General features: G+C 69.6%; 25 protein-coding genes and 2 pseudogenes. 14 read left to right on the top strand and 13 right to left on the bottom strand.

The features are described from left to right. Positions 1-845, bottom strand: a pseudogene (locus MKK53_RS25565) (hypothetical protein); the annotation flags it as partial. A gap of 4 nt (positions 846-849) precedes the next feature. On the opposite strand from MKK53_RS25565, the gene MKK53_RS11060 reads away from it, so the two are divergent. From MKK53_RS11060 to MKK53_RS11025, 8 genes and pseudogenes are all read left to right on the top strand, one after another. Continuing rightward, the gene (locus MKK53_RS11060) at positions 850-3,186 is read left to right on the top strand and encodes a beta strand repeat-containing protein (protein ID WP_243928743.1); all 2,337 of its coding nucleotides are present in this window, start codon (positions 850-852) and stop codon (positions 3,184-3,186) included. Between the two features lie 164 nt (positions 3,187-3,350). Continuing rightward, complete coding sequence (locus MKK53_RS11055) at positions 3,351-3,524, top strand: hypothetical protein (RefSeq protein ID WP_243928742.1); 174 nt, start codon at positions 3,351-3,353, stop codon at positions 3,522-3,524. A 93-nt stretch (positions 3,525-3,617) separates the two neighbouring features. Continuing rightward, positions 3,618-3,998 (top strand): hypothetical protein, encoded by a 381-nt coding sequence (locus MKK53_RS11050; RefSeq protein ID WP_243928741.1) that lies wholly within the window; start codon positions 3,618-3,620, stop codon positions 3,996-3,998. A 144-nt stretch (positions 3,999-4,142) separates the two neighbouring features. Next, positions 4,143-4,493 carry a hypothetical protein gene (locus tag MKK53_RS11045; protein WP_243928740.1) on the top strand — a complete coding sequence of 117 codons (351 nt, stop codon included), beginning with the start codon at positions 4,143-4,145 and terminating at the stop codon, positions 4,491-4,493. A 66-nt stretch (positions 4,494-4,559) separates the two neighbouring features. Further along, positions 4,560-5,231: an invasion associated locus B family protein gene (locus tag MKK53_RS25405; protein WP_313901542.1), complete on the top strand. Its 672-nt coding sequence runs from the start codon at positions 4,560-4,562 to the stop codon at positions 5,229-5,231. 182 nt (positions 5,232-5,413) lie between these two features. Next, positions 5,414-6,547: pseudogene (locus MKK53_RS11035) on the top strand (DUF2827 family protein). Next, entirely contained in the window at positions 6,544-7,758 is a 1,215-nt protein-coding gene (locus MKK53_RS11030; RefSeq protein WP_243928738.1) for a DUF2827 domain-containing protein, read from the top strand. Before MKK53_RS11035 ends, MKK53_RS11030 begins: the two are co-directional and overlap by 4 nt. Before the next feature lie 14 nt (positions 7,759-7,772). Next, a complete protein-coding gene (locus MKK53_RS11025; RefSeq protein ID WP_243928737.1) occupies positions 7,773-8,903 on the top strand; it encodes a DUF2827 domain-containing protein in 1,131 nt (376 codons plus the stop codon). A gap of 7 nt (positions 8,904-8,910) precedes the next feature. Here MKK53_RS11025 and MKK53_RS11020 read toward each other — a convergent pair whose 3' ends face one another. The 9 genes from MKK53_RS11020 to MKK53_RS10980 form a co-directional block, all read right to left on the bottom strand. Then, complete coding sequence (locus MKK53_RS11020) at positions 8,911-10,680, bottom strand: complex I subunit 5 family protein (RefSeq protein WP_243928736.1); 1,770 nt, start codon at positions 10,678-10,680, stop codon at positions 8,911-8,913. Then, the gene (locus MKK53_RS11015; protein ID WP_243928735.1) at positions 10,677-11,033 is read right to left on the bottom strand and encodes a sodium:proton antiporter; all 357 of its coding nucleotides are present in this window, start codon (positions 11,031-11,033) and stop codon (positions 10,677-10,679) included. Before MKK53_RS11015 ends, MKK53_RS11020 begins: the two co-directional genes overlap by 4 nt. Continuing rightward, positions 11,030-11,806, bottom strand: a complete 777-nt coding sequence (locus MKK53_RS11010) for an MnhB domain-containing protein (protein ID WP_243928734.1) — start codon at positions 11,804-11,806, stop codon at positions 11,030-11,032. The genes MKK53_RS11015 and MKK53_RS11010 overlap by 4 nt, the downstream gene beginning before the upstream one ends. Continuing rightward, the gene (locus MKK53_RS11005; protein WP_243928733.1) at positions 11,803-12,069 is read right to left on the bottom strand and encodes a Na(+)/H(+) antiporter subunit B; all 267 of its coding nucleotides are present in this window, start codon (positions 12,067-12,069) and stop codon (positions 11,803-11,805) included. Before MKK53_RS11005 ends, MKK53_RS11010 begins: the two co-directional genes overlap by 4 nt. Next, positions 12,066-12,350 (bottom strand): monovalent cation/H(+) antiporter subunit G, encoded by a 285-nt coding sequence (locus MKK53_RS11000; RefSeq protein WP_243928732.1) that lies wholly within the window; start codon positions 12,348-12,350, stop codon positions 12,066-12,068. Before MKK53_RS11000 ends, MKK53_RS11005 begins: the two co-directional genes overlap by 4 nt. Next, positions 12,347-12,598 carry a monovalent cation/H+ antiporter complex subunit F gene (locus MKK53_RS10995; RefSeq protein WP_243928731.1) on the bottom strand — a complete coding sequence of 84 codons (252 nt, stop codon included), beginning with the start codon at positions 12,596-12,598 and terminating at the stop codon, positions 12,347-12,349. The genes MKK53_RS11000 and MKK53_RS10995 overlap by 4 nt, the downstream gene beginning before the upstream one ends. Continuing rightward, a complete protein-coding gene (locus MKK53_RS10990) occupies positions 12,595-13,062 on the bottom strand; it encodes a hypothetical protein (RefSeq protein ID WP_243928730.1) in 468 nt (155 codons plus the stop codon). The genes MKK53_RS10995 and MKK53_RS10990 overlap by 4 nt, the downstream gene beginning before the upstream one ends. Positions 13,063-13,295: 233 nt before the next feature. After that, the gene (locus tag MKK53_RS10985; protein ID WP_243928729.1) at positions 13,296-14,282 is read right to left on the bottom strand and encodes a phosphoribosylaminoimidazolesuccinocarboxamide synthase; all 987 of its coding nucleotides are present in this window, start codon (positions 14,280-14,282) and stop codon (positions 13,296-13,298) included. An 88-nt stretch (positions 14,283-14,370) separates the two neighbouring features. Further along, positions 14,371-14,943 (bottom strand): TetR/AcrR family transcriptional regulator, encoded by a 573-nt coding sequence (locus MKK53_RS10980; RefSeq protein ID WP_243928728.1) that lies wholly within the window; start codon positions 14,941-14,943, stop codon positions 14,371-14,373. A 99-nt stretch (positions 14,944-15,042) separates the two neighbouring features. On the opposite strand from MKK53_RS10980, the gene MKK53_RS10975 reads away from it, so the two are divergent. Genes MKK53_RS10975 through MKK53_RS10965 form a run of 3 tightly spaced genes read left to right on the top strand, consistent with a single transcriptional unit; the run spans position 15,043 to position 20,324 of the window. Continuing rightward, entirely contained in the window at positions 15,043-16,164 is a 1,122-nt protein-coding gene (locus MKK53_RS10975) for an efflux RND transporter periplasmic adaptor subunit (RefSeq protein ID WP_243928727.1), read from the top strand. After that, a complete protein-coding gene (locus MKK53_RS10970; protein ID WP_243928726.1) occupies positions 16,161-17,252 on the top strand; it encodes an efflux RND transporter periplasmic adaptor subunit in 1,092 nt (363 codons plus the stop codon). The genes MKK53_RS10975 and MKK53_RS10970 overlap by 4 nt, the downstream gene beginning before the upstream one ends. 21 nt (positions 17,253-17,273) lie before the next feature. Beyond that, positions 17,274-20,324 carry an efflux RND transporter permease subunit gene (locus MKK53_RS10965; RefSeq protein WP_313901541.1) on the top strand — a complete coding sequence of 1,017 codons (3,051 nt, stop codon included), beginning with the start codon at positions 17,274-17,276 and terminating at the stop codon, positions 20,322-20,324. 16 nt (positions 20,325-20,340) lie between these two features. Here MKK53_RS10965 and MKK53_RS10960 read toward each other — a convergent pair whose 3' ends face one another. After that, the gene (locus tag MKK53_RS10960) at positions 20,341-20,484 is read right to left on the bottom strand and encodes a hypothetical protein (RefSeq protein ID WP_243928725.1); all 144 of its coding nucleotides are present in this window, start codon (positions 20,482-20,484) and stop codon (positions 20,341-20,343) included. Positions 20,485-20,627: 143 nt separating this feature from the next. Here MKK53_RS10960 and MKK53_RS10955 point away from each other — a divergent pair, with 143 nt between their 5' ends. The 3 genes from MKK53_RS10955 (at position 20,628) to guaA (ending at position 23,080) form a co-directional block, all read left to right on the top strand. Further along, a complete protein-coding gene (locus MKK53_RS10955) occupies positions 20,628-21,008 on the top strand; it encodes a hypothetical protein (RefSeq protein ID WP_243928724.1) in 381 nt (126 codons plus the stop codon). After that, positions 21,005-21,427, top strand: coding sequence for a hypothetical protein (locus tag MKK53_RS10950; RefSeq protein WP_243928723.1), 423 nt, complete (start codon positions 21,005-21,007; stop codon positions 21,425-21,427). The genes MKK53_RS10955 and MKK53_RS10950 overlap by 4 nt, the downstream gene beginning before the upstream one ends. Before the next feature lie 96 nt (positions 21,428-21,523). After that, positions 21,524-23,080, top strand: coding sequence for a glutamine-hydrolyzing GMP synthase (guaA, locus tag MKK53_RS10945; protein WP_243928722.1), 1,557 nt, complete (start codon positions 21,524-21,526; stop codon positions 23,078-23,080). 42 nt (positions 23,081-23,122) lie between these two features. On the opposite strand, the gene MKK53_RS10940 is transcribed toward guaA, so the two are convergent. Further along, positions 23,123-23,815: an SGNH/GDSL hydrolase family protein gene (locus tag MKK53_RS10940; protein ID WP_243928721.1), complete on the bottom strand. Its 693-nt coding sequence runs from the start codon at positions 23,813-23,815 to the stop codon at positions 23,123-23,125. Beyond that, positions 23,812-24,309: a tRNA (N6-threonylcarbamoyladenosine(37)-N6)-methyltransferase TrmO gene (gene tsaA, locus MKK53_RS10935; protein ID WP_243928720.1), complete on the bottom strand. Its 498-nt coding sequence runs from the start codon at positions 24,307-24,309 to the stop codon at positions 23,812-23,814. Before tsaA ends, MKK53_RS10940 begins: the two co-directional genes overlap by 4 nt.

Raw genomic sequence — 24,309 nt, 5'->3', positions numbered from 1 at the left:
TCGACGGGTGTTGGGTCGCTCTCGACTGGGTTGAGTGCGGCGGGCAGCTCGATCGCGTCCCTGTCGACCGGTGTCGGCTCCCTCTCGACGGGCCTTTCCGGCACGACGAGCATGGTCGGCTCTCTCTCGACCGGGGTGGGCTCGCTCTCAACCGGCTTGAGCGCAGCGGGCAGCTCGATTGCGTCCCTCTCCACAGGTGTGGGTTCGCTGTCGACTGGGTTGAGCGCGGCGGGCAGCTCGATCGCGTCCTTGTCGACTGGGGTCGGGTCCCTCTCGACGGGCCTGTCGGGCACGACGAGCATGGTCGGGTCCCTTTCGACCGGTGTGGGTTCGCTCTCGACTGGGTTGAGCGCAGCGGGCAGCTCGATTGCGTCCCTCTCCACAGGTGTGGGTTCGCTGTCGACTGGGTTGAGTGCGGCGGGTAGCTCGATCGCATCCCTCTCGACCGGGGTCGGGTCCCTCTCGACGGGTCTGTCCGGCACGACGAGCATGGTCGGGTCCCTCTCCACGGGTGTCGGCTCGCTCTCGACCGGCCTGAGTGCAACAGGCAGCTCGATCGCGTCCCTCTCGACGGGCGTCGGCTCCCTGTCGACGGGCCTATCCGGCACGACGAGCACGGTCGGCTCTCTCTCGACCAGCGTCGGGTCCCTCTCGACCGGGTTCGGTTCCCTGTCGACCGGGGTCGGTTCGCTCTCGACGGGCCTGAGTGCGACGGACAGTTCGGTCGCGGTGCTCTCGACAAATATCGGATCGCTGTCGACCGGCTTGTTTGTCGCGAACAGTTCGATCGTCTCGCTCTCGACGGGGGTGCTCTCGCTGTCCACCGGTGTGAGCGCGGTGAGCACCTCGGTGGCAGGTCTTCAGCGCGATAGCCTGCAGTGGAATTCGACGCTGCAGGCGTTCGATGCGGGCCGCTTCAACGGTACGCCGCAGAGGATCACGAACGTGGCAGCCGGTGCCCTCACCGCAAACTCGACGGATGCGGTCAACGGCAGCCAGCTCTACAATACGAACAGCTCGGTCGCGTCCCTCTCGACCGCCATCAACACCGGTGGCGTGTCGGGGGTGATGTCCCTCTCGACGGGGTTGAGCAACACGAACAGCTCGGTCGCCTCGCTCTCGACCAGCGTCGCGACACTGAGCCAGGACGCGCTTCAGTACGACTCCACAACCGGAGCCTATGACGCGAGCCGTGGCTCCAGCGGTCTGAAGAAGATCACCAACGTGGCGGCGGGGACGGTGAGTGCGACCTCGACGGATGTGGTGACCGGCGGCCAGCTCTTCACCGTCCGAAGCGACGTCGCCGCCATGATGACCAACTGGAGCTCGGCGGGCGGCAGCGTCACGGCGATCGCCCTCGGCATGGGGGCGAGCGCGCAGGGCTCGAGCAGTCTCGCCGTGGGCGCGAACGCGCTGGCGACACAGGACTACACGACGGCGTTCGGCACCAACGCGAACGCGTCGGCCGCCGGCGCGACGGCGATCGGCAGCAATGCCGTGGCCGCCGCGCAGGCCCGGGGGACGAACAGCATCGCCATCGGCGGCGAGGCTGTGGCCGCGAGCAGCAACGATGTGGCCATCGGCGTCGGCGCGACGGCGAGCGGCACCTCCACGGGTTCGGCGGTGTCCATCGGCTCGCGCAATGTCGCCAGGGGGGCAGGGGCCGTCGCGATCGGCGATCCGAACTATGCCTATGGCCAGGGCGCGGTCGCGATGGGCCTGGACAGCATTGCCTCCTCCGACGGCACGGCCGCCGGGGCGAATGCCGACGGCGCCATCGCGGTCGGCAACAATGCGGTCGCGGTGGGACAGGGCAGCCTGTCCCTCGGCAACAAGTCCAATGCCCTGACGACCGGCTCGATCGCCCTCGGCGACCAGGCCAACGTCCGGAGCAGCGCGACGAGGGGCATCGCGATCGGCGTGGGGGCCACGGCCTCGATGTCCCGCAGCGTCGCCATCGGCGACGGAGCGACGACATCCGCGGTGGTGAGCTACTCGGCGCTCGTGCTCGGGAACACCACTTACGGCGGCTTCGCGGGCACCAGCCCCGTGGGGGCCTTCTCGGTGGGCTCGGTCGGCAACGAACGGGTGATCCAGAACGTCGCCGCCGGGCGGGTCACCGCGACATCCACCGACGCGGTGAACGGCAGCCAGCTCTACGCCGTGGCCTCGACGACGCTCACGCAGATCACGTCGCTCTCGACCGGCCTGCTCGTGACGACCAACTCGGTGGCCTCGCTCTCCACGAGCGTCTCCCAGCTGTCGAATGGCGGCGCCGGCCCCGGCGGCGGCGGCGTGGCCTCCCTGTCCACGGGCCTGAGCGGGACCAACAGCTCGGTGGCGTCCCTCTCCACCGGCCTGAGCTCGACGAACAGCACCGTCGCGGTGATCTCGAGCGGCGTCACGTCCAGCAACAGCTCCATCGCGTCCCTCTCGACGGGGCTGAACACCACCAACAGCACCGTCGGCACTCTCTCGACCGGCGTGGCATCCCTCTCGACCGGGCTGATCGGTACGAACAGTTCGGTGGCGGCTCTGTCGAGCAGCCTGGCGAACGGGCAGTATGGCCCGCTCCGCTACGGAAGTTCGCCCTCGGCACCGGCCACGGGCCAAACCTCCCCGAACGAACTCTACCTCCAGCCCGGGTCGGGAACCGGTCCGGTCGTCCTGCACAACGTGGCGGCGGGCAAGGTCACGGCGGAATCCACCGACGCGATCAACGGGGGGCAGATTTTCGCCCTCGGGAACAGCCTCGCCTCAGCGCTGGGGGGTGGCTCGACCTTCAACGGCGCGACGGGCCAATTCTCGGCTCCGTCCTACCGGGTCCAGGGTGCGAGCTACGAGAGTGTCGGTGGCGCTATCAGCGCCCTCGATACGGGGCTCACGTCGCTCCAGAACAACATGAACCAAGTGACGGCGCACCTGCAGACGCAGATCACCCGAAACCGCAGCATCGCTTCTGGCGGCGTGGCCTCGGCCTTCGCCATGAGCCAGATGCGCTTCACCGATCGTCCGGGCTCCCAGAGCATCGGTATCGGCGGTGGTTACTACGACAACCAGGGCGCGATGGCGGTCGGTTACGGGTTCACGTCGGAGGACGGGGCGTGGCGCGGCACGGCGTCGGTGTCCTACACGCCGACCGTCAACAAGCTCGGCGTCGCGGGTGGCCTGACCTACAGCTGGTGACGAGGAGGGGGCCGGGACGCTCGTTCCGGCCCCCATCACGGGTGAGCTGTTAGATCACCTCGATGATACACGCGCAGTTACGTTCTCTTATCAGTATGCAACCAGTAGTATAGGACGTTTAGGGACATAATATAATCCCGGACGCTGTACTCGCCGGATCGATCATGCTAAGCAGCGGCATGAGAGCACGACGAATTCTGCAATATCTGGCGCTAGCGATGCTGATCGCGCCGGTAGGATTCGCCAGGGCACAGGATGCGGTCGCGACTCCCGCCATCGACACGACTATCTTCAAAGATGGGGAGGTCGAGGGACGCGAGTTCAAGTTCGAGGACTGATACGCAAAATGTCAGCAGATCATCAAGATCAAGCGACGGGTGTGTAATCTACTGTCAACGATCGCTGATCATAATGGGTTGGCGGCTGGTTCGGTGCTGATCGCGACGACGGATGCCGGTATTCCGGCGATGATGGTCTCGATCCCGCAAGAGATCGGGCACGGCAAGCCAATCTTGGTCGAATCGTCCTCGCTCGGCAAAGTCGACGGGAAGGTTGTGAAGGTTGAGTTTTCGCAGATCGTGAACCCCATGATTTGCAGCGACACCTGCAAGTATATGTTTCCCCTCGATCCGAAGATCGTTTACATCCTCAACGCCGGTGAAGGAGTACACATCTTTGCGCCGCCAAAAGAGCCTGTAGGCCGCGGTGTTGGGAAGAAGAAGCCGACGAAGCCGCCGCCACAAGTGCGGGAACTCACCATATCCGGGCGCGGGTTCGCAGCCAGCTTGGCCGAGAGCACCAAGGTTTGGTAGCCCAAGGAGAGCTGTGAATACGGATAAGCAATGCCGTGATTCGGCGCGGTGACGGTCAAATATCGACATCAATCGACGATGACTGGTCGCGACACCGTATGAATGCGGTCGTTTCGAGCAGAAAGCGTCCGCGGCAGTCGGGTCGTGTCCGAGGTCGCAGTGGCGCGGCACGGAAAAGCGGTGTCGGACGGCGCAGATCGTCCGCACCTAGGCCCTCTCGGTACCTGCTCCGGACAGGAGAGCAACATGCTCAACAGCTTGAAACAAAACATCCTTTTTCTGATCTTCGTCGTACTGTCGTGCAACATTTTCCTTCTCAGCTACACGAATGTTTCCTCATTCATGTCAAAAAATAAGAGCGAAGCGAATTACGACATCATCGATTGCGGCGACAGTTCGGGGAAGACCCACAAATGCATCCGCGTCGACAGCAAGGCGGGTGAGATCAACGATCCGGCCAAAGATGCCAGCTATCGCGTGATCTACGGTCACTAGTGCGGCGCCTGTCTCCATCCCACGTGGTCATCACAAAGGCTTTCGCCATGAATAGATCGATGTTGTTTGGGTGCGCCGTCGCGGCGCTGTCCGTTGCGTCGCTGCCGGCGCCCGGCCAGGCCATGGCTCAGGGGCGCGAGGGCGCTGCGCCGGTCGCGGCACCGACGAGGCAGGCGGTTCCTCAGCTTCGGGCCCCGGCGCAGGCGGAGCGGATCCGGCCCAAGATCCAGGATCGGACCCCTCCGGTGCCGACGACATCCGTGGCGGCCGGGCCTGCCGGCGCCGCGCAGGGGGCGAACGCCGCGCCCCCCGGCGAGACCACGAATTTCCAGGGCTGGACCGTCACCTGCTTCCCAGCCGACGGATGGATCGCCCCGGACCTGCATCGCGAAGATGGGGATCCTAAAGAGCGCTGAGGATCGGCGGCCGATCATGTTCCTCAACATCATCAAGACCGGAAACGTCGCGACCCTGGCCGTGCAGACGCCGACGACCGTCGACATCAAGGCGGGCGTGACGCTCCAGATCGGCCGGGCGGCCCCGCGCCATATCGATTACGCCAGCTGCGAGCCGGCCCTCTGCACGGCGACGGTGCAGATGGACGATGCCTTCGCCCAGGAGATGGCCAGCGCGCCGTCGGCGCTCGCCGTCTGGACGGGGCTCGGCATCGGGGAGATCCGCGTGGAGTACGCCCTCCAGGAGGCCCGCAACACCATCGCCTTCCTCGCCACACGCTGAGGGCCGAGACCCGGGGCGATGCCCGCCGGCATGGCCCCGGGGGAGGCGAGGGGGGCGGCACCTGTCGAAGGTCCGCAGGGCACTCCGCGGCTCCCACGAACTCGGCCCACGCGCTGCCCTTTCCGAAGGCACTCGACCGCTCGTTACGCCGCCCTGCGGCACCTCCATTCGAAGGATTCGCGATGCGCGTCGGCGTCTCGATCATGACGGGCGACAAGCAGCATGTCTGGAACAACGGCCTCGTCCAGAACATCTATCACTTCGCCAGGCTGCTGAACGAAATCCCGTTCGTCGAAGGCGTCTATCTGCTCAATTGCGGTGACCGTCCGACGCATCCGCAGGGGTCCGACGAGGAAGCCAAGCAGTTTCCGCTGATCCCCGCCGCGGATGCCGTCGATGTCCTCGATGTCGCGATCGAGATGGGCGGGGCCATCAACGTCGAATGGATCCGCCGTTTCCGGTTCCGGGGCGGCAAATTCGTCATCCATCAGTGCGGGCAGCCCTATGTCGCGCTGATCGAGCCGACGGTCTTCGACCGCGAGGGATTCTTCATCGACGCCCAGAGGTGCGAGGAAATCTGGCTCCTGGCGAAGGACATGGTCTTCGCGCCGATGCTGCGGATGGTGCACCGCTGCCCGGTCCACGAGGTCCCCTATCTCTGGTCGCCGCGGTTCCTGGAGCAGACGGTGCCGCGGGATCCCGAGGGGGCGTCCCTGTTCGGATACCGCCGGGGCTCGCTGAAGACCGGTGCCATCCGCCCCGCGATCTTCGAGCCGAACATCTCGCCCATCAAGATGGGGCTCATCCCCCTGATGATTTGCGATGCGGTGGAGCGGGCATCGCCGGGGGCCATCGAGGGGGTGACCTTCCTGAACGGCGACGCGCTGACGGGTCACCCGTCCTTCGTCCATCTCGTGCAGGGCTTGGCGACGTATCAGGCCGGCAAGGCGCATATCACCGGGCGCGATTACTTCGCCCACGTGATGGGGCGGGGGAATAACCTCGTGGTCAGCCATCAGATCAATTGCCCGCAGAACTATGTGTACCTCGATGCGCTGCACGGGGCGTACCCGCTGGTGCACAACTCGACGATCTTCAGGGATGTCGGATACTACTACTAAGCATCGGACATCGCCGCCGGAGCGCAGGCCATCGTGACGGCCGTCGAGACGCATGATCGCGATCTCGACCACTATACCCGTCGTGCGAAAGGCGTGATCGACAGTCTCTCCCCCACGGCGCGGTCGAACGTCGACCATTATGCCCGGCGTTTGCTGTCGCTGGTGAACACGGCGGATAGGCGGAGGTCGGCGTGACGAAGGCGGTGAAAGCCTCCGCGGGGAAGAAGGGGCGTGGTCATTCGCGCCTCCGGGTCGGCGTCACGCTCTTCCTGAGGGACGAGCGCCAGACGATCTGGGAGAACGGCATCTTCCAGAACTGCTTTTTCCTGCTGCAGACCCTGAAGGCATCCCCGCTGATCGAATGGTGCTGCGTCGTCGCGGCGGGCCCCGGCGACCCTGCAAAGGCCACGCAGTTCCTCGCGAGCGCCGAGACCGACGTCATCACGATGGCGGATGCGATGGAGACGCTCGACGTGGTCATCGAGCTGTCGGCGCAGTTCGATGGGGAGTGGGGCAGGGCCTTCGTCGCCCGGGGCGGCCGGATCGTGGCCATGCGGGTGGCGAACGATTTCATCATCGATGCGGAGCGGATGGCGTTCAAACTGCCGCCCGGCCTGCTGTTCTCGGGTGTGCCCTACCACGAGGTCTGGACGCTGCCCGCCTTCGCGCGCACCTGCGCCACCTATTACGAAGTGGGGTACCGCGCCCCGGTCCGGATCATGCAGCACCTCTGGTCGCCACTCCTGCTGGAGCGTGCGGCGGCGGCGCGGGGCGGCGGACTGTCCTTCCGGTACCAGCCGGGGCGGGCGCGCTGGCGGGTGGCGATCCTCGAGCCGAACCTGTGCTCGGTGAAGACCTCGCATATCCCCCTGCTCGCCTGCGAGGCGGCCTACCGCATGCGGCCGAGCCTGCTGGAGACGGTGCGCGTCTTCAACACCGACGCCATGCGGGAGAACGCCGTCTTCGTGCGGTTCGCCCGGGCGCTCGACCTCATCGACAACGGCATGGCCAGCTTCGAGGGGCGTTTGCCGATCATCGACATCATGGGCCCGTTCGCCGACGCCATCGTCTCGCATCACTGGGAGAACGGGCAGAACTACCTGTACTACGAGGCGCTCTACGGCGGGTTTCCCCTGATCCACAATTCGGCGCTGATCGACGGCTGCGGGTATCGCTACACGGATTTCGACCCCGAGGACGGGGGGCGGGCGATGCTGCAGGCTTTCATGCAGCACGACCTCAACCTCGAGACCTACCTCGCCGACGGGCGCAACCTCCTCGCGAGGCTCGATCCCACGTCGGACGCCAATGTCCGCCTCTACAGCGAGGCGATCGCGGGCCTCTTCGACGGGGACCGGCCCGCCCAATCTCCGGAGCCGGTCCGGCCCCTCGCGCAGGCCCTGTGAGGGGGAGACGGACGGTGAAGCGGCGTTCCCTCACAATCGGCATCACGATCGGCCTCAGGGAGGCCGACGAAAGCCTGTGGCTCAACGGCATCAAGCAGAACGCCCTGTATCTCGCCAAGCTGTTCCTGAATTCGCGGTACCGGCACGAGGTCAGGCTCCTCAACACCACCCCCGTGCCGATCACCGACACGCTGCCCTGGGATCGGACCCGGTTCCCCACCATGCCGTTCGAGGCGGGCTGGACCGGCCTCGACGTGCTCATCGAGCTCGGCGGCCAGATCCACTGGGAGCATACCGCGGCCCTGAAGCAGCAGGGCACGAAGATCGTCAGCTATTGCTGCGGCCCGGAATACGTCCAAAACATCGAGGCGATGATCTTCCAGAGGAAGTTGTACGATTCGATCTATGTCAACCGGGATTACGATTGCATCTGGGCGATCCCGCAGGTCTGGGATCTGAACCGCGGCTTCTTCGAGACGCTGCGCCGCTGCCCCGTCCGGGAGGTGCCCTTCGTCTGGGATCCGATGGCCCTCCAGGCCGCGACGAAGGCCCTGCCCAATGCCGGCGAGTACAGGCCGTCGAGCGGCGGCAAGCGCATCTCGGTGCTGGAGCCGAACATCGACGTCCTGAAGTTCTGTCTCTATCCGATCTTCATCGCCGAGCGGGCCTTCCGCGAGGACCCCGAGCTGATCCGGTTCCTGTACGTCGCCAATTCGGACCGATTCGTCCACGACAACCGCGAATTCGCGGCACTGATGCATCATCTGGATCTGATCCACGCCAACAAGGCGTGCTTCATCGGCCGGGTGACCACGCCGACCTTCCTGGCCGAATACACCGACGTGGTAGTGTCCCACCAATGGGGCCTGCCGTTGAACTATCTCTACCTCGAATGCTGCTGGCAGGGCTATCCGCTGGTGCACAACGCCGAGATCGTGAAGGACCTCGGCTACTACTATCACGCCCATGACCTCGCGGACGGGACACGGCGCCTCCTCGATGTCCTGACGTCCCACGACCGGTCGTGGCAGGACTACACCCGGGCGCAGCGGGCGGGCATCGCCCGGTTCCTGGCGGACGATCCGCAGCTCGTCGTCGGTTACGACGACCTGCTGTTCGAGCTCGTCGGGGGCGCCCACCCGTGACGGGGCGTCACGCGAGCGCCAGAAGCCCGGCGATGAGGGCGAGGCCGACGGCGAGCCACGCCACGTAGTCGCCGATCAGCCCGCTGTGCAGGCCTTCCAGGGCCCGCGCCGGCAGCGATTGGCCCACGCTCAGGGGGCGCTCCACGGCGCCGGGCAGGCGCTGCCGGAACAGCGCGTAGGCGGCGAGAACGAGGGCGCCCGCGACGGAGCCCCACGCGGCCCAGGCCGGTCCCTCGTGGAGGGAGCCCGTCAACGTCTGCCGGGTGAAGGCCGCCACCGCGTGCGGCGCGAGGGTGCGGACCCAGTCCGCCGGGACGGCGACGTCGACGGCGAGCAGGACGCAGCACGGGGCGAGCATCAGCCAGAGGGGCCGGTCGGCCTTCTCCCGCTCCTCCTCGCTCGGCGCGCCGGCCTCGTCGCCGGGGTCCTCGCCGAGGCCGAGGAAGATCCGCCCGGCGGCGCGCAGCACCGCCGCCCCGGTCAGGGCCGCGCCGACGAGGTTGGCGGCCAGGGCGTAGGGGTGCGCGCCTTCCAAGGCGCCGTGCAGGAGGCGCGAGCCCTGGTCGAGCAGCCCCACCGGCAGGCCGGCGAGGAGGAGCCCGGCCACCGCCATCGCCGCGCCCGCCGGCCCGATGCCCCGGCCGAGGCCGCGCAGGGAGATCTCATCGACGCTGGCGCGGGTGGCCAGGAGGATGCCGGCGATCATGAACAGGCCGCCCTTCACCATCCCGTGGCCGACGACGTAGACGAGGAGGCCCCCGGTCCCGCCCGCCGACAGGGCGCCGATTCCGGTGAGCATGATCCCCGCATGGGAGATGGTGGAGAAGGCCAGCAGCCGCTTGAGATGGCGCTGGAGCAGGGCCATCCACCCGCCGAGGACGGCGCCGACCGCGCCGAGGCCGATCATCAGGGGGGGCAGGGTGTCCCGGATCTGGCCCGAGCCGGCGAAGACGAAGGCCGAGAGCTTGGCGAGGCCGAAGACGCCGAGCGACACCATGGCCCCGGAGAAGATCACCGAAACCGGGCTCGGCGCCACGGTGTGCGCGTCGGCCAGCCAGAACTGGAACGGCACCGCCGCGGCCTTGATCATCAGCGCGGCGGCGACGAGGCAGAAGCCCCCGGCCACCACCGGGTCGCGGCCGGAATGGGCGACGGACGCCGCGATGCCGGCGAAGTCGAGGGTCTCGGCCCGGGCGTAGAGCAGGCCGATCCCGCCGAGCATCAGGAAGCCCGCGAGGCTGTTGACGACCGTGAAGTTCAGGGCGCCCGTCAGCGCGGATTCCTCGAGATGGTAGGCGGTGAGGGCGAAGGCCGCCACGCTCATCACCTCGAACCAGACGAACAGGTTGAACAGGTCACGGGTGAAGCAGAAGCCCACCATCGCCGCCAGGAACAGCAGCATCAGGATCTGGAAATGCCCGTGGGTGTGGGCGAAGAACCCCCAGGCGAAGACGAAGGCCAGGGCGTAGAGCAGCCCGATGAAGGCGGCGATCCAGCCGCTCGCCGCATCGACCGAGAAGCCGATGCCGAGGGCGACGCCCTGGCGGGGCTCCCAGCCGCCGAACCAGTAATCCACCGTGCCGTCGCCGGCCCGGACGGCGAGCCACGCGCAGAGGCCGCTCACCACGAGGGCGGTGACGGCGGCGAGGATGTCGGGCAGGCGCTTGGGCAGGAAATGGGCGGTGGCCAGCAGCCCCGCGCAGACCGCCAGGGGGATGGCGACCGGCAGGGGCACGAGGGCGGCGGCCGGCCAGCCCGGGAGCAGGGCGGCGCTCACTTGGCACCCCGGCGGCGGATCGGCCGCAGGTGCTCGGGGTCGAGGGTGCCGCTGCGCTTGAAGATCTGCACGGTGAGGACGAGGAGCAGGGCGGTCAGCGTGGCGCCGACGACGATGTCGGTGAGGACGAGAGCCTGCATCACCGGGTCCACGGCGGGGGTCCCGGGCGGGTGGTCGTAGAAGATCGGCGCGATGCTGCCCCAGCGGTAGCCGAGGCCGAGCAGCAGGACGTAGGTCGCGGACTGGCACACCGACAGGCAGCCCACGAGGTGGATCAGGTTCCGGCTCGAGGCGAGACCGTAGAGCCCGGCGGCGAACAGCCAGGCGGCGACGGCGTAGGGCAGCCAAGTCACGCGGAGTCCTCTCCCGATTCTTCCGGGCCCGCGGATTCCCGCGTCTCCTCCAAGAACTCCAGGAAGAGCTGCGTGAACCCGCCACAGACGGCGAGCGCCACGCCGGCATTCTCGATGAGCATCAGGCCGCCGGAATACAGGTCGCGGAAGGTCCCGAGGGGCAGCACGTTCTGCATGAAGGCCGCGCCGGTCAGCATCGGCGCGAGGCCGCACAGCACGAACAGGAAGGCGCCCCCGCCCTCCATGGCGTCGAGCCAGTGGCTGCGCACCACGTCCCGCCAGCCCGCATAGCCCTCGCCGAGATAGGCGAGCAGGGTGCCGGAGGCGAGGATCACGCCGCCCTGGAAACCGCCGCCCGGCGTCACCGTCGCGTGGACGACGATGTAGAGGCCGAACAGCATGAGCAGGGGGCCGACGAGGCGGCAGGTGAGCACCACCGCCTCCGAGCGGGGCAGGATCGCCCGGCCCGGCAGGCGCATGGCCCGGTCGGTGGTCTCCTCGCCGCGCCGGCCGCGCAACAGCACCACCGTGCCGGTGATGGCGGCAAGCAGCATGAACTCCTCGCCCAGGGTATCGAGGCCGCGCAGGTCGAAGTTGATGGCGCTGACCATGTTGGCGACGTGCCGCTCGGCGGGCACGATGGCGTTGATCCGCTCGCCGTAGGCCGCGATGGTCGCGCCGAATTCCGGCAGGCGGCCGATCACCGCGACGGCGCCGGGGAGCAGGCCGGCCAGGGCCGCCCCGAGGAGGGTGAGGCGCAGGCGGGGGCTCATCGTCCGTCGCCCCCGGATTCCTGGTCTGCGGTGCCGGCCCGCACGGCCATCAGGGCGACGAGGAACAGGAGCGGCACCGCGGCCCCGCCCACGGCGAGTTCGGACAGGGCGACGTCGGGGGCCTGGAGGGCGGTGAACAGGATCGTCAGCACGATGCCGTTGGCGGCGATGGCGAAGATCTGCCGGCTCGGGTCGCGGATCAGCACGATCGCCGTGCCGGAGACGGCGGTGATGAGGAACAGGAGGGGGATGAGGACGCTCACGCCGAGCGCCCTTCCCGCAGCAGCACCGCCCGGCCGGCGGCGTGGGACAGCACCGCGCCGAAGGCGACGAGCAGCACCATCATCAGCAGGACTTTCAGCGAGCGGTCGGACACCCCGTCCGCGGCGAAGCTCACGGCGGTGACGCAGACGCCGGTGGCGACGTTCAGGAACGAGGTGGCGTGGAAGCGGTCTAGGGCCCGGGGCATGCGCAGGATCGCGAGGGCCGACAGCCACGTCACGCCGACGGTGAGGGCCAGGAGGGCGCCGACGAGGGTGCTCATATCCACCGCTCCAGGAAGACGGACAGCAGCAGGGTGCCGGGCAGGGTGAGGAGGACGAGCGTCAGGGCGAGGTCGGTGACCGACGCCTGGTCGGTGGCGAAGGTGAGGAGCGTCAGCACGGTGACGCCGATCGTCCCGGCGAGCTGGTAGGCGGCGAGGCGCTGCCCCGGCCGCCCGCGCCACGTCAGGGCCACCGCCAGCACCAGGGGCGGCATCAGGGCGAGGAGGGCGATCGTCCACACGCTCACGGGCGGGCCTCCTGCGGCGCCAGGGAATGGGTGACGATGCCGGCGTCGCCGCCCTTCTCCCGCAGCACGTAGCTGTCCGGCGCCAGGGAGGCCGCGATCAGGCCGAGGGCCCGCTCGGCCGGGGCCTCGGCGGTGGCCCAGGCGCTGTCGGCGTCGCGCTCGTAGTCCACGGTGCCGGGGGGCGCCCCCCGGATCGCGGCGCGGGCGAGTTGCCCGGCGACTTTCGCCGTCGCGGCGGGCAGGCCGACGGTCGCCCGCCACAGGGGCCCGAGGGCGCTGGGCCAGCCGGAGAAGCGCATGCCGCCGCGCCGTCCGCCGAACGCCCACCAGATGCAGGCGAGGGTGGCCGCCGCCGCACCCGTCCCCGCCTCGTTCAGGCTGACCGAGCCAGCGAACATGAGGTAGAACGCGAACAGGGTCACCCACGCCACGGCGAGGGCCAGGGCGAAGTGTCCGGGTCTCACGACGGCGGAAGCGGAGGACATGGCCGGAGGCGCCACCGGGTCGGAGGGCATGGCGGCCCGCCGCGGGAGCGACAAGCCTGGCGGCACAATCGCACAGCCGGCTTCCGGTTCCGTCACGCTTTGCGCTGAGGGCCGTCGAGCCTCCCTCCGTCGGCACCGGCCCGGTGCAGGGCGGCGCCCCCCGACGGCGCCAGCCGGCTAGGTCCGGGGCCGTCCCGCAGCCGTCGGTCGCCTCACTCTCGTCCCCCGGCGAGATACGCCGCGATGTTCCGGCGGATGCGGTCCAGGGGGATCTCCGCCGGATCGGGCAGGGCGAAGGGCTGGCCGGTGATGGTCTCGAAGGCGCGGATGTAGACCGCCGCTGTCTCCAGGATCACCTCGGCGGGAATCTCCGGGATCGGGTCCTTGTAGGGGTCGCAGCGGGCCACGACCCAGTTGCGCATGAAGTCCTTGTCGAAGCTCTCCGGGCTCGCACCGGCGGCGAAGCGGTCCGGATAGCTCTGGGCGAACCAGTAGCGGCTGCTGTCGGGGGTGTGGATCTCGTCGGCCAGGACGATGCGCCCGTCGCCGTCGAGGCCGAACTCGTACTTGGTGTCGGCGAGGATCAGCCCGCGCTCCGCCGCGATGTCCTGCCCGCGGGCGAACAGGCCCAGGGCGGCCTCGCTCACGGTGCGCCATTGCTCGGGCGTCAGCAGGCCGCGCCCGAGGATCTCGGCCTCGGTCAGGGGCTCGTCGTGGTCCCCGTGCCCGGCCTTGGTGGTGGGTGTGATCAGCGGCCGGTCGAGCTTCTGGTGCGGCGCCATCCCGTCCGGCAGGCGGTGACCGTACATCTCGCGCTCGCCCGCCCTGTAGCGGGTGAGGATCGAGGTCGAGGTCGTGCCCGCGAGGTAGCCCCGCACCACGATCTCCACCGGCAGGATCGCGAGCCGCCGCCCCACCACCACGTTGGGGTCGGGATAGGCGAGGACGTGGTTCGGGCAGATGTCCCCCGTGCGCTCGAACCAGAACCGGGCCGTCTGGGTCAGCACCTGCCCCTTGAAGGGGATCGCCGCCAGGGCGACGTCGAAGGCGCTGATCCGGTCCGAGGTGATGAGGATGCGGCGCCCGTCCGGCAGGTCGTAGTTGTCCCGAACCTTGCCCCGGTAGTGGTTCGGCAGTTCGGGGAGCGTGGCCTCCTCCAGAACCTGCCGGGCGTAGGGGGCGAGGGTGGCGATATCCATCGGGGGCTCCGGACAGACGGGATTCTCGCCGGAAGCCTTTGCGCGCAACTGGCGCGGAAGGCCAGAGGGAGCCCGCAACCCGCCCCCGTCAATCCGCCGCGGGCGATGGGGCCGTTTGCGCGATCCCGTCCAGGGCCGCGAACACGTCGTCCAACTCCTCCGGGGCGAAGTGGTGGAAGCCCAGCGCCCGCCCCATGGAGATCCCGACGATGGCGAAGAACAGCACAGATCCCGGCCCGAACCCGCCCTCCGCCGCGGCGAGGCGGGCGAGCCGCTCCCGGGCGAAGTCCTGATAGTCCGCCAGGGCCGCGCGATTCTCCACCGAGGCGAGGAGCAGGGCGCGGGAGATCTCGTCTTCCTCGCACAGGGATTGCCGGAAATGCGTGACCATCGCCCGCGACGGGCTCTTGCCCTCCGGCGGCTGCGCCTCCTCGCATGCGGCGATGCCCGCCCGCAGGGTGGCGAGCTTGCGGGCCACCAGGGCGACCACCAGCGCGTCCTTGGAGGCGAAGTGGTGCAGCACGCCGCCCTTGCTGAGCTTAGCCTCGGCCGCCACCGCATCGATCGTCAGGCCCCGCGCCCCCCGGCTGAGGAGCACGGCGTCCGCCGCGTCGAGGATGATCTCCGGTCGTTCGACGAGCCGCTTCCGCTTCTCCGGCATGACGATCCTTAGCTACCGACTGGACGGTATGTAGCGATTGGATTAGAGAAGCGCCACGGTGCCGGTCCGACCGGTGCCCGCCGCGCCGCCGCAGATGCCATGCCCCTTCGCCACCGCCCCCGTGTCGCCATCGCCGCCTGTCTCCTGGCCCCGCTGCTCACCGCGGCCTCGGCCGCGCCGGACGAGGCGGGCCGGCTCCGGGTGCGCGTCGTCGAGGCTCACCGCACCGCGCTCGCGGAGGATGTCGTCTTCAGCGGCGATATCCAGGCCCAGGCGCTGGTGAACGTCTCGTTCCGGACCAACGGCAAGGTCGCCAAGCGGGTCGTCGAAGTCGGAGACCACGTGGCCGCCGATCAGGTCCTGGCCGAGCTGGAGCCGCTGACCCAGCGCGCCAACCTCGACAACGCCCGCGCCGCCGTGTCCTCCGCCGAGGCGCAGCTGACGCAGGCCAAGCTCACCTTCGACCGGCAGAAGGAACTCCTCGGCGGGGGCTTCACGACGCGTCCGAGCTACGACAACGCGGAGCAGGAGCTGCGCACGGCCCAGGCCACCCTCGATTCGGCGAAGGCGGCCCTCGGCACGGCGCAGGAGCAGTTCAGCTACACGGAGCTGCGCGCGGGCATTCCGGGAATCGTCACCCGCCGCGATTTCGAGGTGGGGCAGGTGGTCCAATCGGGCCAGACCGTCCTCGTCCTCGCCCAGGACGGCCCCCGGGACGCGGTCTTCAACGTCTACGAGGCCCTGACGGCCCGGCCGCTGGGCGACAAGACCGTCGATGTCTCGCTCCAGGCCGATCCACAGGTGGCGATCAGGGGGACGATTCGGGAGATCTCGCCCACGGTGGACGCGTCGAGCGGCACCGTCCGCGTCAAGATCGGTCTCGAATCGACCCCGCCCGCCATGGCCCTCGGGGCGGTGGTGGTCGGGCGCGGGCACTCCCTGCCGCAGGACGTCGTGGTGCTCCCCTGGTCCGCCCTCTACCGCTACGCCGACGAGCCGGCGGTCTGGGTCTACGACCCGGGCACGGGGACGGTGGACGTCCGCAAGGTCGTCATCGCCCAGTACGGGCCGAACGTCATCACGCTGAAATCCGGCGTCGAGCCCGGCGAGCACGTGGTGGTGGCGGGCATCCAGTTCCTGCGGCCCGGCCAGCCCGTCGCGGCCATCGCGCTCGACGGGGCCGCCTTCCAGGGAGCCGCCGCGGCGGGTCAGCGCCGATGACCAGCCCCTCTCACCGGGCCCTGGCCCTCGGCGCCCTCGCCCTCGCCCTCGGCGCCTGCAAGCCGCAGGAGCAGGACCAGGAGGCGGCGCCGATCCGGCCGGTGCTGACGCGGGTCGCCCAGCCGAGCGACGCCGTCATCTTCGGTCCCTTCACCGGCACCGTCGAGCCGCGCTACCAGTCGCAGCTCGGCTTCCAGATCCCCGGCCGCATGGTCGCGCGGGACGTCACCATCGGCGATCTCGTGAAGCAGGGCCAGCGCCTCGCCGCCCTCGATCCGGTGGTGACGCGGTTCGACCTCACCCGCGCCGAGGCCGACCTCGCCGACGCCCGCGGGCAGGCCGAGAACGCCACTTCCGCCGAGGCGCGCACCCGGCGGCTCGTGGCCGGCAACGCCGTCAGCCAGTCCTCCCTCGATCAGGCGGTGTCCCGCCGGGATACCGCCCGCGCCCGCCTCATCCAGGCCGAGGCGAGCCTCCAGAAGGCCCGGGACCAGATGGGCTACACCGCCCTGAAGGCGGAGTTCGACGGGGTGGTGACCCAGCGCCTCGCCGAAATCGGGCAGGTGCTCACCGCCGGCCAGGGCGTTGTCACCGTGGCCCGGCCCGATGCCCGGGACGCGGTGGTGGACATCCCGGAAGCCCTCGTCGGCGCCATGCCCGCCGACGGCGTCTTCACGGTCTCGCTGCAGAGCGCACCGGAGCTGCGCGTCCGCGGGCGGGTGCGCGAGACCGCGCCCTTCGCCGAAGCCGGCACCCGGACGCGGCGCATCCGCATGACCCTCGAACAGCCCGGCCCGGCCTTCCGCCTCGGCGCGATGATCAACGTCTCCCTCAGCCGGAGCGTGCCCCGCCGTTTCCTGCTCCCGTCCTCCGCGCTCCTGGCCGAGGGGGAGCGGCGCTCGGTCTGGGTCGTGGCGGCGGACGGGCGTTCCGTCTCCCGCCGGGACGTGACCCTCGGCCCGGCCCCGGAGAACGAGGGGGAGATCGCCGTGTCGGACGGGCTCCGCCCGGGCGAGCGCGTCGTGGTGGCGGGCGTCCATTCCATCCGCGACGGGCAGGCCGTGCGCCTCGCCTCCGCCGCCGAGTGACGGTTCGGGATCGGTAGAATCGTGAAGGACTTCAATCTTTCGGACTGGGCGCTCCGGCACCGCTCCTTGGTCTGGTTCCTGATGGGTGTCTGCCTGATCGCGGGGGTGATGGCCTATGGCCGCCTCGGCCGCGAGGAGGACCCGCCCTTCACCATCAAGACGATGGTCGTGCAGGCGAGCTGGCCCGGCGCCACCCTCACCGACACCCTCGATCAGGTCACCGACCGGATCGAGAAGGAGCTGCAGCAGCTCAACGGGCTCGACTTCGTCCGCAGTTACACGACGCCCGGCCAGACCACGGTGTTCGTGCAGTTCCGCGACACGATGAAGCCGTCCGAGGTGCAGCCGGCCTTCTACCAGACGCGCAAGCGCCTCGGCGACATCAAGGGCGATTTCCCGTCCGGCGTGCTGGGGCCGTTCTTCAACGACGAGTTCGGCGACGTCTACGGCAACGTCTACGCCTTCTCCGCCGACGGGATGAGCTACCGGCAGCTGCGCGACTACGTCGAGACGGTGCGCACCGAGATCCTGAAGGTGCCCGACATCGGCAAGACGCAGATCCTCGGCGTGCAGAACGAGACGATCTTCCTCGACTTCTCCCCCCGCAAGCTCGCCGGCTACGGCATCGACCTCCAGGCCCTGGTGAAGGCGCTGCAGGCGCAGAACGCCGTCTCGGCCTCCGGCGTCGTCCAGGCCGGGCCCGAGCGGATCTCCCTGCGGGTCAGCGGCTCCTTCGCGTCGGAGGCGTCGCTGCAGGACGTCAACCTGCGCGTCAACGACCGCTTCTTCCGCCTCGCCGACATCGCGCAGATCACCCGCGGCTACGAGGACCCGCCCGCGCCGATGTTCCGGGTGAACGGCAAGCCGGCGCTGGGGCTCGCCATCGCCATGCGGCCGGGGGCCAACCTCCTGCATTTCGGCGAGGCCCTGAAGGCGCGCATCCGCGGCATCGAGGCCGGGCTGCCGCTGGGCGTCGAGGTGCACCTCGTCTCCGACCAGCCGCGCATCGTGGAGGAGGCGGTCGGCGGCTTCACCGAGGCGCTGGTCGAGGCGGTGGTGATCGTCCTGGCGGTGAGCTTCGTCAGCCTCGGCATCCGCGCCGGTCTGGTGGTGTCGGTCTCGATTCCCCTGGTGCTCGCCATCGTCTTCGTGGTGATGCAGGTGATGGACGTGACGCTCCAGCGCATCTCGCTGGGCGCGCTCATCATCGCCCTCGGCCTGCTGGTGGACGACGCGATGATCACCGTCGAGATGATGGTGGCGCGTCTCGAACTCGGGGACAGCCTGAAGAAGGCCGCGACCTACGCCTATACTTCGACGGCCTTCCCGATGCTCACCGGCACGCTGGTGACGGTGGCGGGCTTCCTGCCCATCGGCTTCAACGGCTCGGGGGCCGGCGAATACACCTATTCGCTGTTCGTGGTGATCGCGGCCTCGCTCCTCGTGTCGTGGGTCGTGGCCGTGCTGTTCGCGCCGCTCATCGGTGTGACCCTGCTGCCGAAATCCGTGAAGCACCACGCCGACAAGCGCGGCCTGTTCACCCGGGCCTTCCTGGCGAGCCTGCGCGTGGCCATGCGCTGGCGCTGGACGACGGTGGCCGCGTGCATCGGCCTGATGGCGCTGGCCGTCGTCGGCATGGGCCATGTCCAGCAGCAGTTCTTCCCGTCCTCCGACCGGCCGGAGGTGCTGGTCGACCTGACCCTGCCGCAGAACGCCACCATCGCCGAGACGAAGGCCCAGATGGACCGGTTCGAGGCGGGGCTGAAGGACGACCCGGACGTGGTGAGCTGGTCGTCCTATGTCGGGCAGGGCGCGGTGCGCTTCTACCTTCCCCTCGACCAGCAGTTGAGTAACGCCTTCTTCGGGCAGATCGTGATGATCACGAAGTCCCTCGAGGTGCGGGACCGCGTGATCGCCCGGCTCCAGGAGCGCAGCCGGCGCGACTTCGTGGGCACCGACGTCCTCGTCCAGCCCCTCAACCTCGGCCCGCCGGTCGGCCGGCCGGTGCAGTACCGGCTGAGCGGCCCGGACGTGCAGGACGTGCGCCGCCGCGCCCTGGACCTCGCCAACGTGGTCGGCAAGGACCCGCGCCTCAACGTGCCGACCTTCGACTGGAACGAGCCCGGCAAGGTCCTGCGCGTCCACATCCTGCAGGACAAGGCGCGCCAGCTCGGCGTCACCAGCCAGGACATCGCCGGCATCCTGAACGGGATCGAGGGCGGCCAGACGATCACCCAGGTCCGCGATTCGATCTACCTCGTGGACGTGGTCGGCCGGGCGCAGACGTCGGAGCGCAACTCCCTGGATACGCTGCAGAGCCTTCAGGTCGGCCTCGCCAACGGCTCGGTCGTGCCGCTGCTGGCCTTCGCCCGGATCGGCTACGAGCTCGAACAGCCCATCGTCTGGCGGCGGGACCGGCTGCCCACGGTGACGGTGCGGGCCACGATCCGCGACGCCACCCAGCCCGCCACCATCGTCGACGCCCTCAAACCCGACATCGACGCCTTCGCGAAGGCGCTGCCCGCCGACTTCACCCTGGCCACCGGCGGTTCCGTCGAGGAATCGGCCAAGGGTCAGGGTCCGATCGCCAGCGTCATACCGGTGATGCTGCTGACCATGGCCACGCTGCTGATGATCCAGCTTCAGAGCTTCGGGCGGATGTTCCTCGTCTTCACCGTCGCCCCCCTCGGCCTGATCGGCGTGGTGCCCGCCCTGCTGCTGTTCGACAAGCCGATGGGCTTCGTGGCGATCCTCGGCATCCTGGCCCTCGTCGGCATCATCATGCGCAACGCGGTGATCCTGGTGAGCCAGATCGAGGAGTTCCGGCAGGAGGGCAAGGCGCCCTGGGACGCGGTCTACGAGGCGACCCACCACCGCATGCGGCCGATCCTGCTCACGGCGGCTGCGGCCAGCCTCGGCCTCGTCCCCATCGCCCGGGAGGTGTTCTGGGGGCCGATGGCCTTCGCGATGATCGGCGGCATCCTGGCCGCGACCTTCCTGACGCTGCTGTTCCTGCCGGCGCTCTATGTCGGCTGCTACCGGATCCGCGAGGACAGCGCCCCGGCGGGGTGACCGGCCGATCCGGCCCCTACCGGCGGCGGGCGGGCACCTTCACCGTCCGCGGCTGCGGGGTCCGGCGCGCGGCGAGCAGGGCGGCGGCGAGGAGGGCGGCGAGCGACGCGCCCAGGGCGCCGACGACGAGGCCGGGCAGGGCGCTGTTCAGGATCGTCATGGCGACACCTCCGAACGGAATGGGACAGGCTGGGCCGCCATGGTTAACGAAACGTTAACGCCAGGGTGGAGGGCGATTTAACGAAGCGTTTACCCTGTCGCCCCACCCATGCGGCTTCGGCATCCGGATGGGGGAGGGCGGGCGTGGGACATTCGCATGTCCGCCGGGGTATCGTGGCGACGGTGCTCGCCCTGACGGCGCTGCCCGTGCCGGGCCGTGCGGCCGAGGCACAGGAGGTGCTGTTCCTGCGCATCCGTCCGCAACCCGACGCCGCGGGCCTCGGCGGGGGCGGTGCGCCGCTCGCCGCCCGCATGGCGGCGTTCGAGCGGAGCAACGCCAGGGCCCGCACGATCATCGAAACGGTCTGCACCGGATGCCTCGCGCCCTGGGCGCCGGAACCCATGCGGCCCGTCGCCACGGCGGCCCTTTCCGAAATTCCTGCCGGCCGGGGGCTTGAAACCGACCGGTCCCCTAAGGCATCCGACGCGACCCCCGACCCATCGATCCCCGAGAGGCGACCATGACGCAATCGCACCCGACCAGCGGCGCCGAACCCGAGATCGACTGCCCCGTGACCCTGGAGACCCTCGGCGCCGTCTACCGCGCCGACGAGTACGATCTGCCCATGATCCTGGAGCAGATCCCGGCGATCAAGCGGGCCCAGCTCGCCGCCTACCTCTACGGCAAGAGCCACATGCACCAGCTCGGCCTGAAGGTGGCCCGGGCCTGCGACCGCGAGGACCTGATCCGCGTGGCCGGCGAGATCGGCGGCGTGATCCACGGGCAGGCCCATCTGAAGCCGTCCCGCCCGGCCCCGGACCCGACGGCGGCGCTCACCAAGCACAAGCCCCTGCCGGGTCAGAAGAAGGTGAGCCTCGCCGGCGCGCCGGCCAAGCCCGCCATCAGCCTCGGCGGCTCGGCCAAGATCCGCAACTTCGACTGAGGAGGCGGCCCGGCGGGCGACAATGCGTGGGAAGGTCACCAGACCATCCGGGCACGCGCGTTGCGTGCCCGGCGCGCCTCGTTCACAAAGCGCCCGATGAATACCGACCACGACAAGATCCTGATCGTCGACTTCGGCTCTCAGGTGACGCAGCTCATCGCCCGCCGGGTGCGGGAGGAGGGCGTCTATTGCGAGATCGTGCCCTTCACCAAGGCCGAGGCCGCGTTCCGCGAGCAGCGGCCGAAGGGCGTGATCCTCTCCGGCGGCCCCGAATCGGTGACCGTCGCGGCTTCGCCCCGGGCGCCGCAGGCGGTGTTCGAGTCCGGCGTGCCGGTCTTCGGCATCTGCTACGGCCAGCAGACGATGGCGGCCCAGCTCGGCGGCGCCGTCGAAGGGGGGCACCACGCCGAATTCGGCCGGGCCGAGGTCGAGATCCTGGCCGATTGCCCGCTGTTCAAGGGCGTCTGGCACAAGGGCGAGACCTACCCGGTCTGGATGAGCCACGGCGACCGGGTGACGAAGCTCCCCGACGGGTTCACCACCGTGGCGATCTCCCGCAACGCCCCCTTCGCCGCCGTGGCGGACGAGGCGCGGAACTACTACGCGGTGCAGTTCCACCCGGAGGTGGCGCACACCCCCCACGGCGCCCTGCTGATCCGAAACTTCGTCCGCGACATCGCCGGCTGCTCCGGCGACTGGACCATGGGCGCCTACCGCGAGGAGGCGATCGCCAAGATCCGCGAGCAGGTCGGCACCGAGAAGGTGATCTGCGGCCTGTCCGGCGGCGTCGATTCGGCGGTGGCGGCGGTGCTGATCCACGAGGCCATCGGCGACCAGCTGACCTGCGTGTTCGTGGACCACGGGCTCCTGCGCCTCGGCGAGGCCGAGCAGGTCGTGGCCCTGTTCCGGGACCACTACAACATCCCGCTGGTCCACGTGGAAGCCAGCGGGATGTTCCTCTCGGCGCTGGAGGGGGTCTCGGACCCGGAGGTCAAGCGCAAGACGATCGGCCGCCTGTTCATCGACGTGTTCGAGGCGGAATCGCGCAAGATCGGCGGGGCGGCGTTCCTGGCGCAGGGCACGCTCTATCCGGACGTGATCGAGAGCGTGTCCTTCACCGGCGGCCCCTCGGTGACGATCAAGAGCCACCACAACGTCGGCGGCCTCCCCGAGCGCATGAACATGAAGCTCGTGGAGCCGCTGCGCGAGCTGTTCAAGGACGAGGTCCGGGTGCTCGGCAAGGAGCTCGGCCTGCCGGAGGGTTTCGTCGGCCGCCACCCGTTCCCGGGGCCGGGGCTGGCGATCCGCTGCCCGGGCACGATCACCGGAGAGAAGCTCGACGCCCTGCGCAAGGCCGACGCGATCTACCTCGACGAGATCCGGCAGGCGGGCCTGTACGACACGATCTGGCAGGCCTTCGCGGTGATCCTGCCGGTGAAGACCGTGGGCGTGATGGGCGACGGCCGCACCTACGACCACGTCTGCGCCCTGCGCGCCGTCACCTCGGTGGACGGCATGACCGCCGACTTCTACCCCTTCGACATGGCCTTCCTCGGCCGGGTGGCGACGCGGATCATCAACGAGGTCAAGGGCATCAACCGGGTGACCTACGACATCACCTCGAAGCCGCCCGGCACCATCGAGTGGGAGTGACCCCCGGCGGGGCCGGGCCGGGATCCTGAACGGCCGGTCCGCCTACCCTCCGCAGAGGGCCGGCGTCAGGGCCTGCATCGCCGGCCGGAACCGCGCGAGGTGGAGCCCGTCCCGCAGGGCGCCCGGCTTGGCGAAGCCGGTGTCGCCGTCGCGCAGGTCGGCATAGGGGTCGGTGAAGGCGCAGCCGAGCCGGCCGCAGAGGGCCTTCAGCCGATCCGAGTAGTCCCCGACCGCCCCGGCATCGACCAGGGCGGCGATCTCCCGCCCCACCGGGGGCAGGGCGGTGACGACGACGCGGCCCGTCACCCCCTGGAGACCGCGCACGATGCGCTCCGCCGCCGCCTCGAAGCGCGCCGCCGCATCGACCCCGCGGGGGCGGTTCTTCAGCAGGATGTCGTTGGTGCCGATGGTGAGCGAGGCCGCCTGCGGGTGGACCGGGAAGGCGAGCCGGGACAAGTGCTCCGCATAGGCGGCGGCCGTGGCGCCGCTGACGCCGCCGTTGACGAGGGGCAGGCCGCAGGGCCGCTGGTCGGCGGGCTGCAACTCCGATTGCGAATCCCCCGCGAGGAAGATGTAGGCGGCCGGCGCCTCGTCCAGGGCCACCTGGACCGCGACGAGGCGCATCCCGGCATAGGCGCGGGCGTCTGCGGCGGGCTTGCGCAGGTTCCAGCCGAGGACGCCCCCGGCGCCGAGCATCAGCAGCGCCGCCACGGCCGGGGCGATCCACCGCCTCATCGGGTGGCCCCCGCCCGGTCCACCCGCGCGCCGGGCCGGGAATCCGTCGAGGCGTAATAGGGTTTGATGTCGAGGAGGGGCGTGCCGTCGAGGCAATCGAGGCCGCGCACGCGCAGCGCGTCCCCCTCGCAGCCGATCAACTCCACCACCGACAGGGCGATGGGGTTCGGCCGGGCGGGGGAGCGCAGGGAGAAGGTGCCGCGCGGCCCATCCGCATGGCGCGGCTGCTGCACGAGGAGGCCCCGCGTCGCCCGGTCCATCCAGTAGAGCAGGATCAGGTGGGTGCAGCCGGTGACGCTGGCGAGGCCGGGGGCGTAGGCCGGATCGACCTCGACGGTGCAGACCGCATCGGACTGCAGGCCGTTCTTCGGGCAGGCCGCGCGCTCGGTCCAGGGGGTGCGCAGGCGGCCGATGAAGTGGAGGCCGGCATCGAACCCCTCCGGCAGGTCCGCCATCACCTCGCCGGGGCGCACCCCGAAATCCCCGGCGTCCAT

The sequence above is a fragment of the Methylobacterium sp. J-076 genome (assembly GCF_022829405.1).
Classification (GTDB): Bacteria; Pseudomonadota; Alphaproteobacteria; order Rhizobiales; family Beijerinckiaceae; genus Methylobacterium.
Note: the sequence above shows the minus strand (reverse complement) of the source record. Positions and strands in the feature narration are given on the sequence as shown.

Coding starts and splice junctions, on each gene's coding strand:
- MKK53_RS10940 (WP_243928721.1), bottom strand. CDS start 23,815: ATGAGGCGGTGGATCGCCCCGGCCGTGGCGGCGCTGCTGATGCTCGGC.
- MKK53_RS11055 (WP_243928742.1), top strand. CDS start 3,351: ATGCTAAGCAGCGGCATGAGAGCACGACGAATTCTGCAATATCTGGCG.
- MKK53_RS10960 (WP_243928725.1), bottom strand. CDS start 20,484: ATGACGATCCTGAACAGCGCCCTGCCCGGCCTCGTCGTCGGCGCCCTG.
- MKK53_RS11000 (WP_243928732.1), bottom strand. CDS start 12,350: ATGAGCACCCTCGTCGGCGCCCTCCTGGCCCTCACCGTCGGCGTGACG.
- MKK53_RS10950 (WP_243928723.1), top strand. CDS start 21,005: ATGACGCAATCGCACCCGACCAGCGGCGCCGAACCCGAGATCGACTGC.
- MKK53_RS10985 (WP_243928729.1), bottom strand. CDS start 14,282: ATGGATATCGCCACCCTCGCCCCCTACGCCCGGCAGGTTCTGGAGGAG.
- MKK53_RS10980 (WP_243928728.1), bottom strand. CDS start 14,943: ATGCCGGAGAAGCGGAAGCGGCTCGTCGAACGACCGGAGATCATCCTC.
- MKK53_RS10970 (WP_243928726.1), top strand. CDS start 16,161: ATGACCAGCCCCTCTCACCGGGCCCTGGCCCTCGGCGCCCTCGCCCTC.
- tsaA (WP_243928720.1), bottom strand. CDS start 24,309: ATGGACGCCGGGGATTTCGGGGTGCGCCCCGGCGAGGTGATGGCGGAC.
- guaA (WP_243928722.1), top strand. CDS start 21,524: ATGAATACCGACCACGACAAGATCCTGATCGTCGACTTCGGCTCTCAG.
- MKK53_RS10975 (WP_243928727.1), top strand. CDS start 15,043: ATGCCCCTTCGCCACCGCCCCCGTGTCGCCATCGCCGCCTGTCTCCTG.
- MKK53_RS11010 (WP_243928734.1), bottom strand. CDS start 11,806: ATGAGCCCCCGCCTGCGCCTCACCCTCCTCGGGGCGGCCCTGGCCGGC.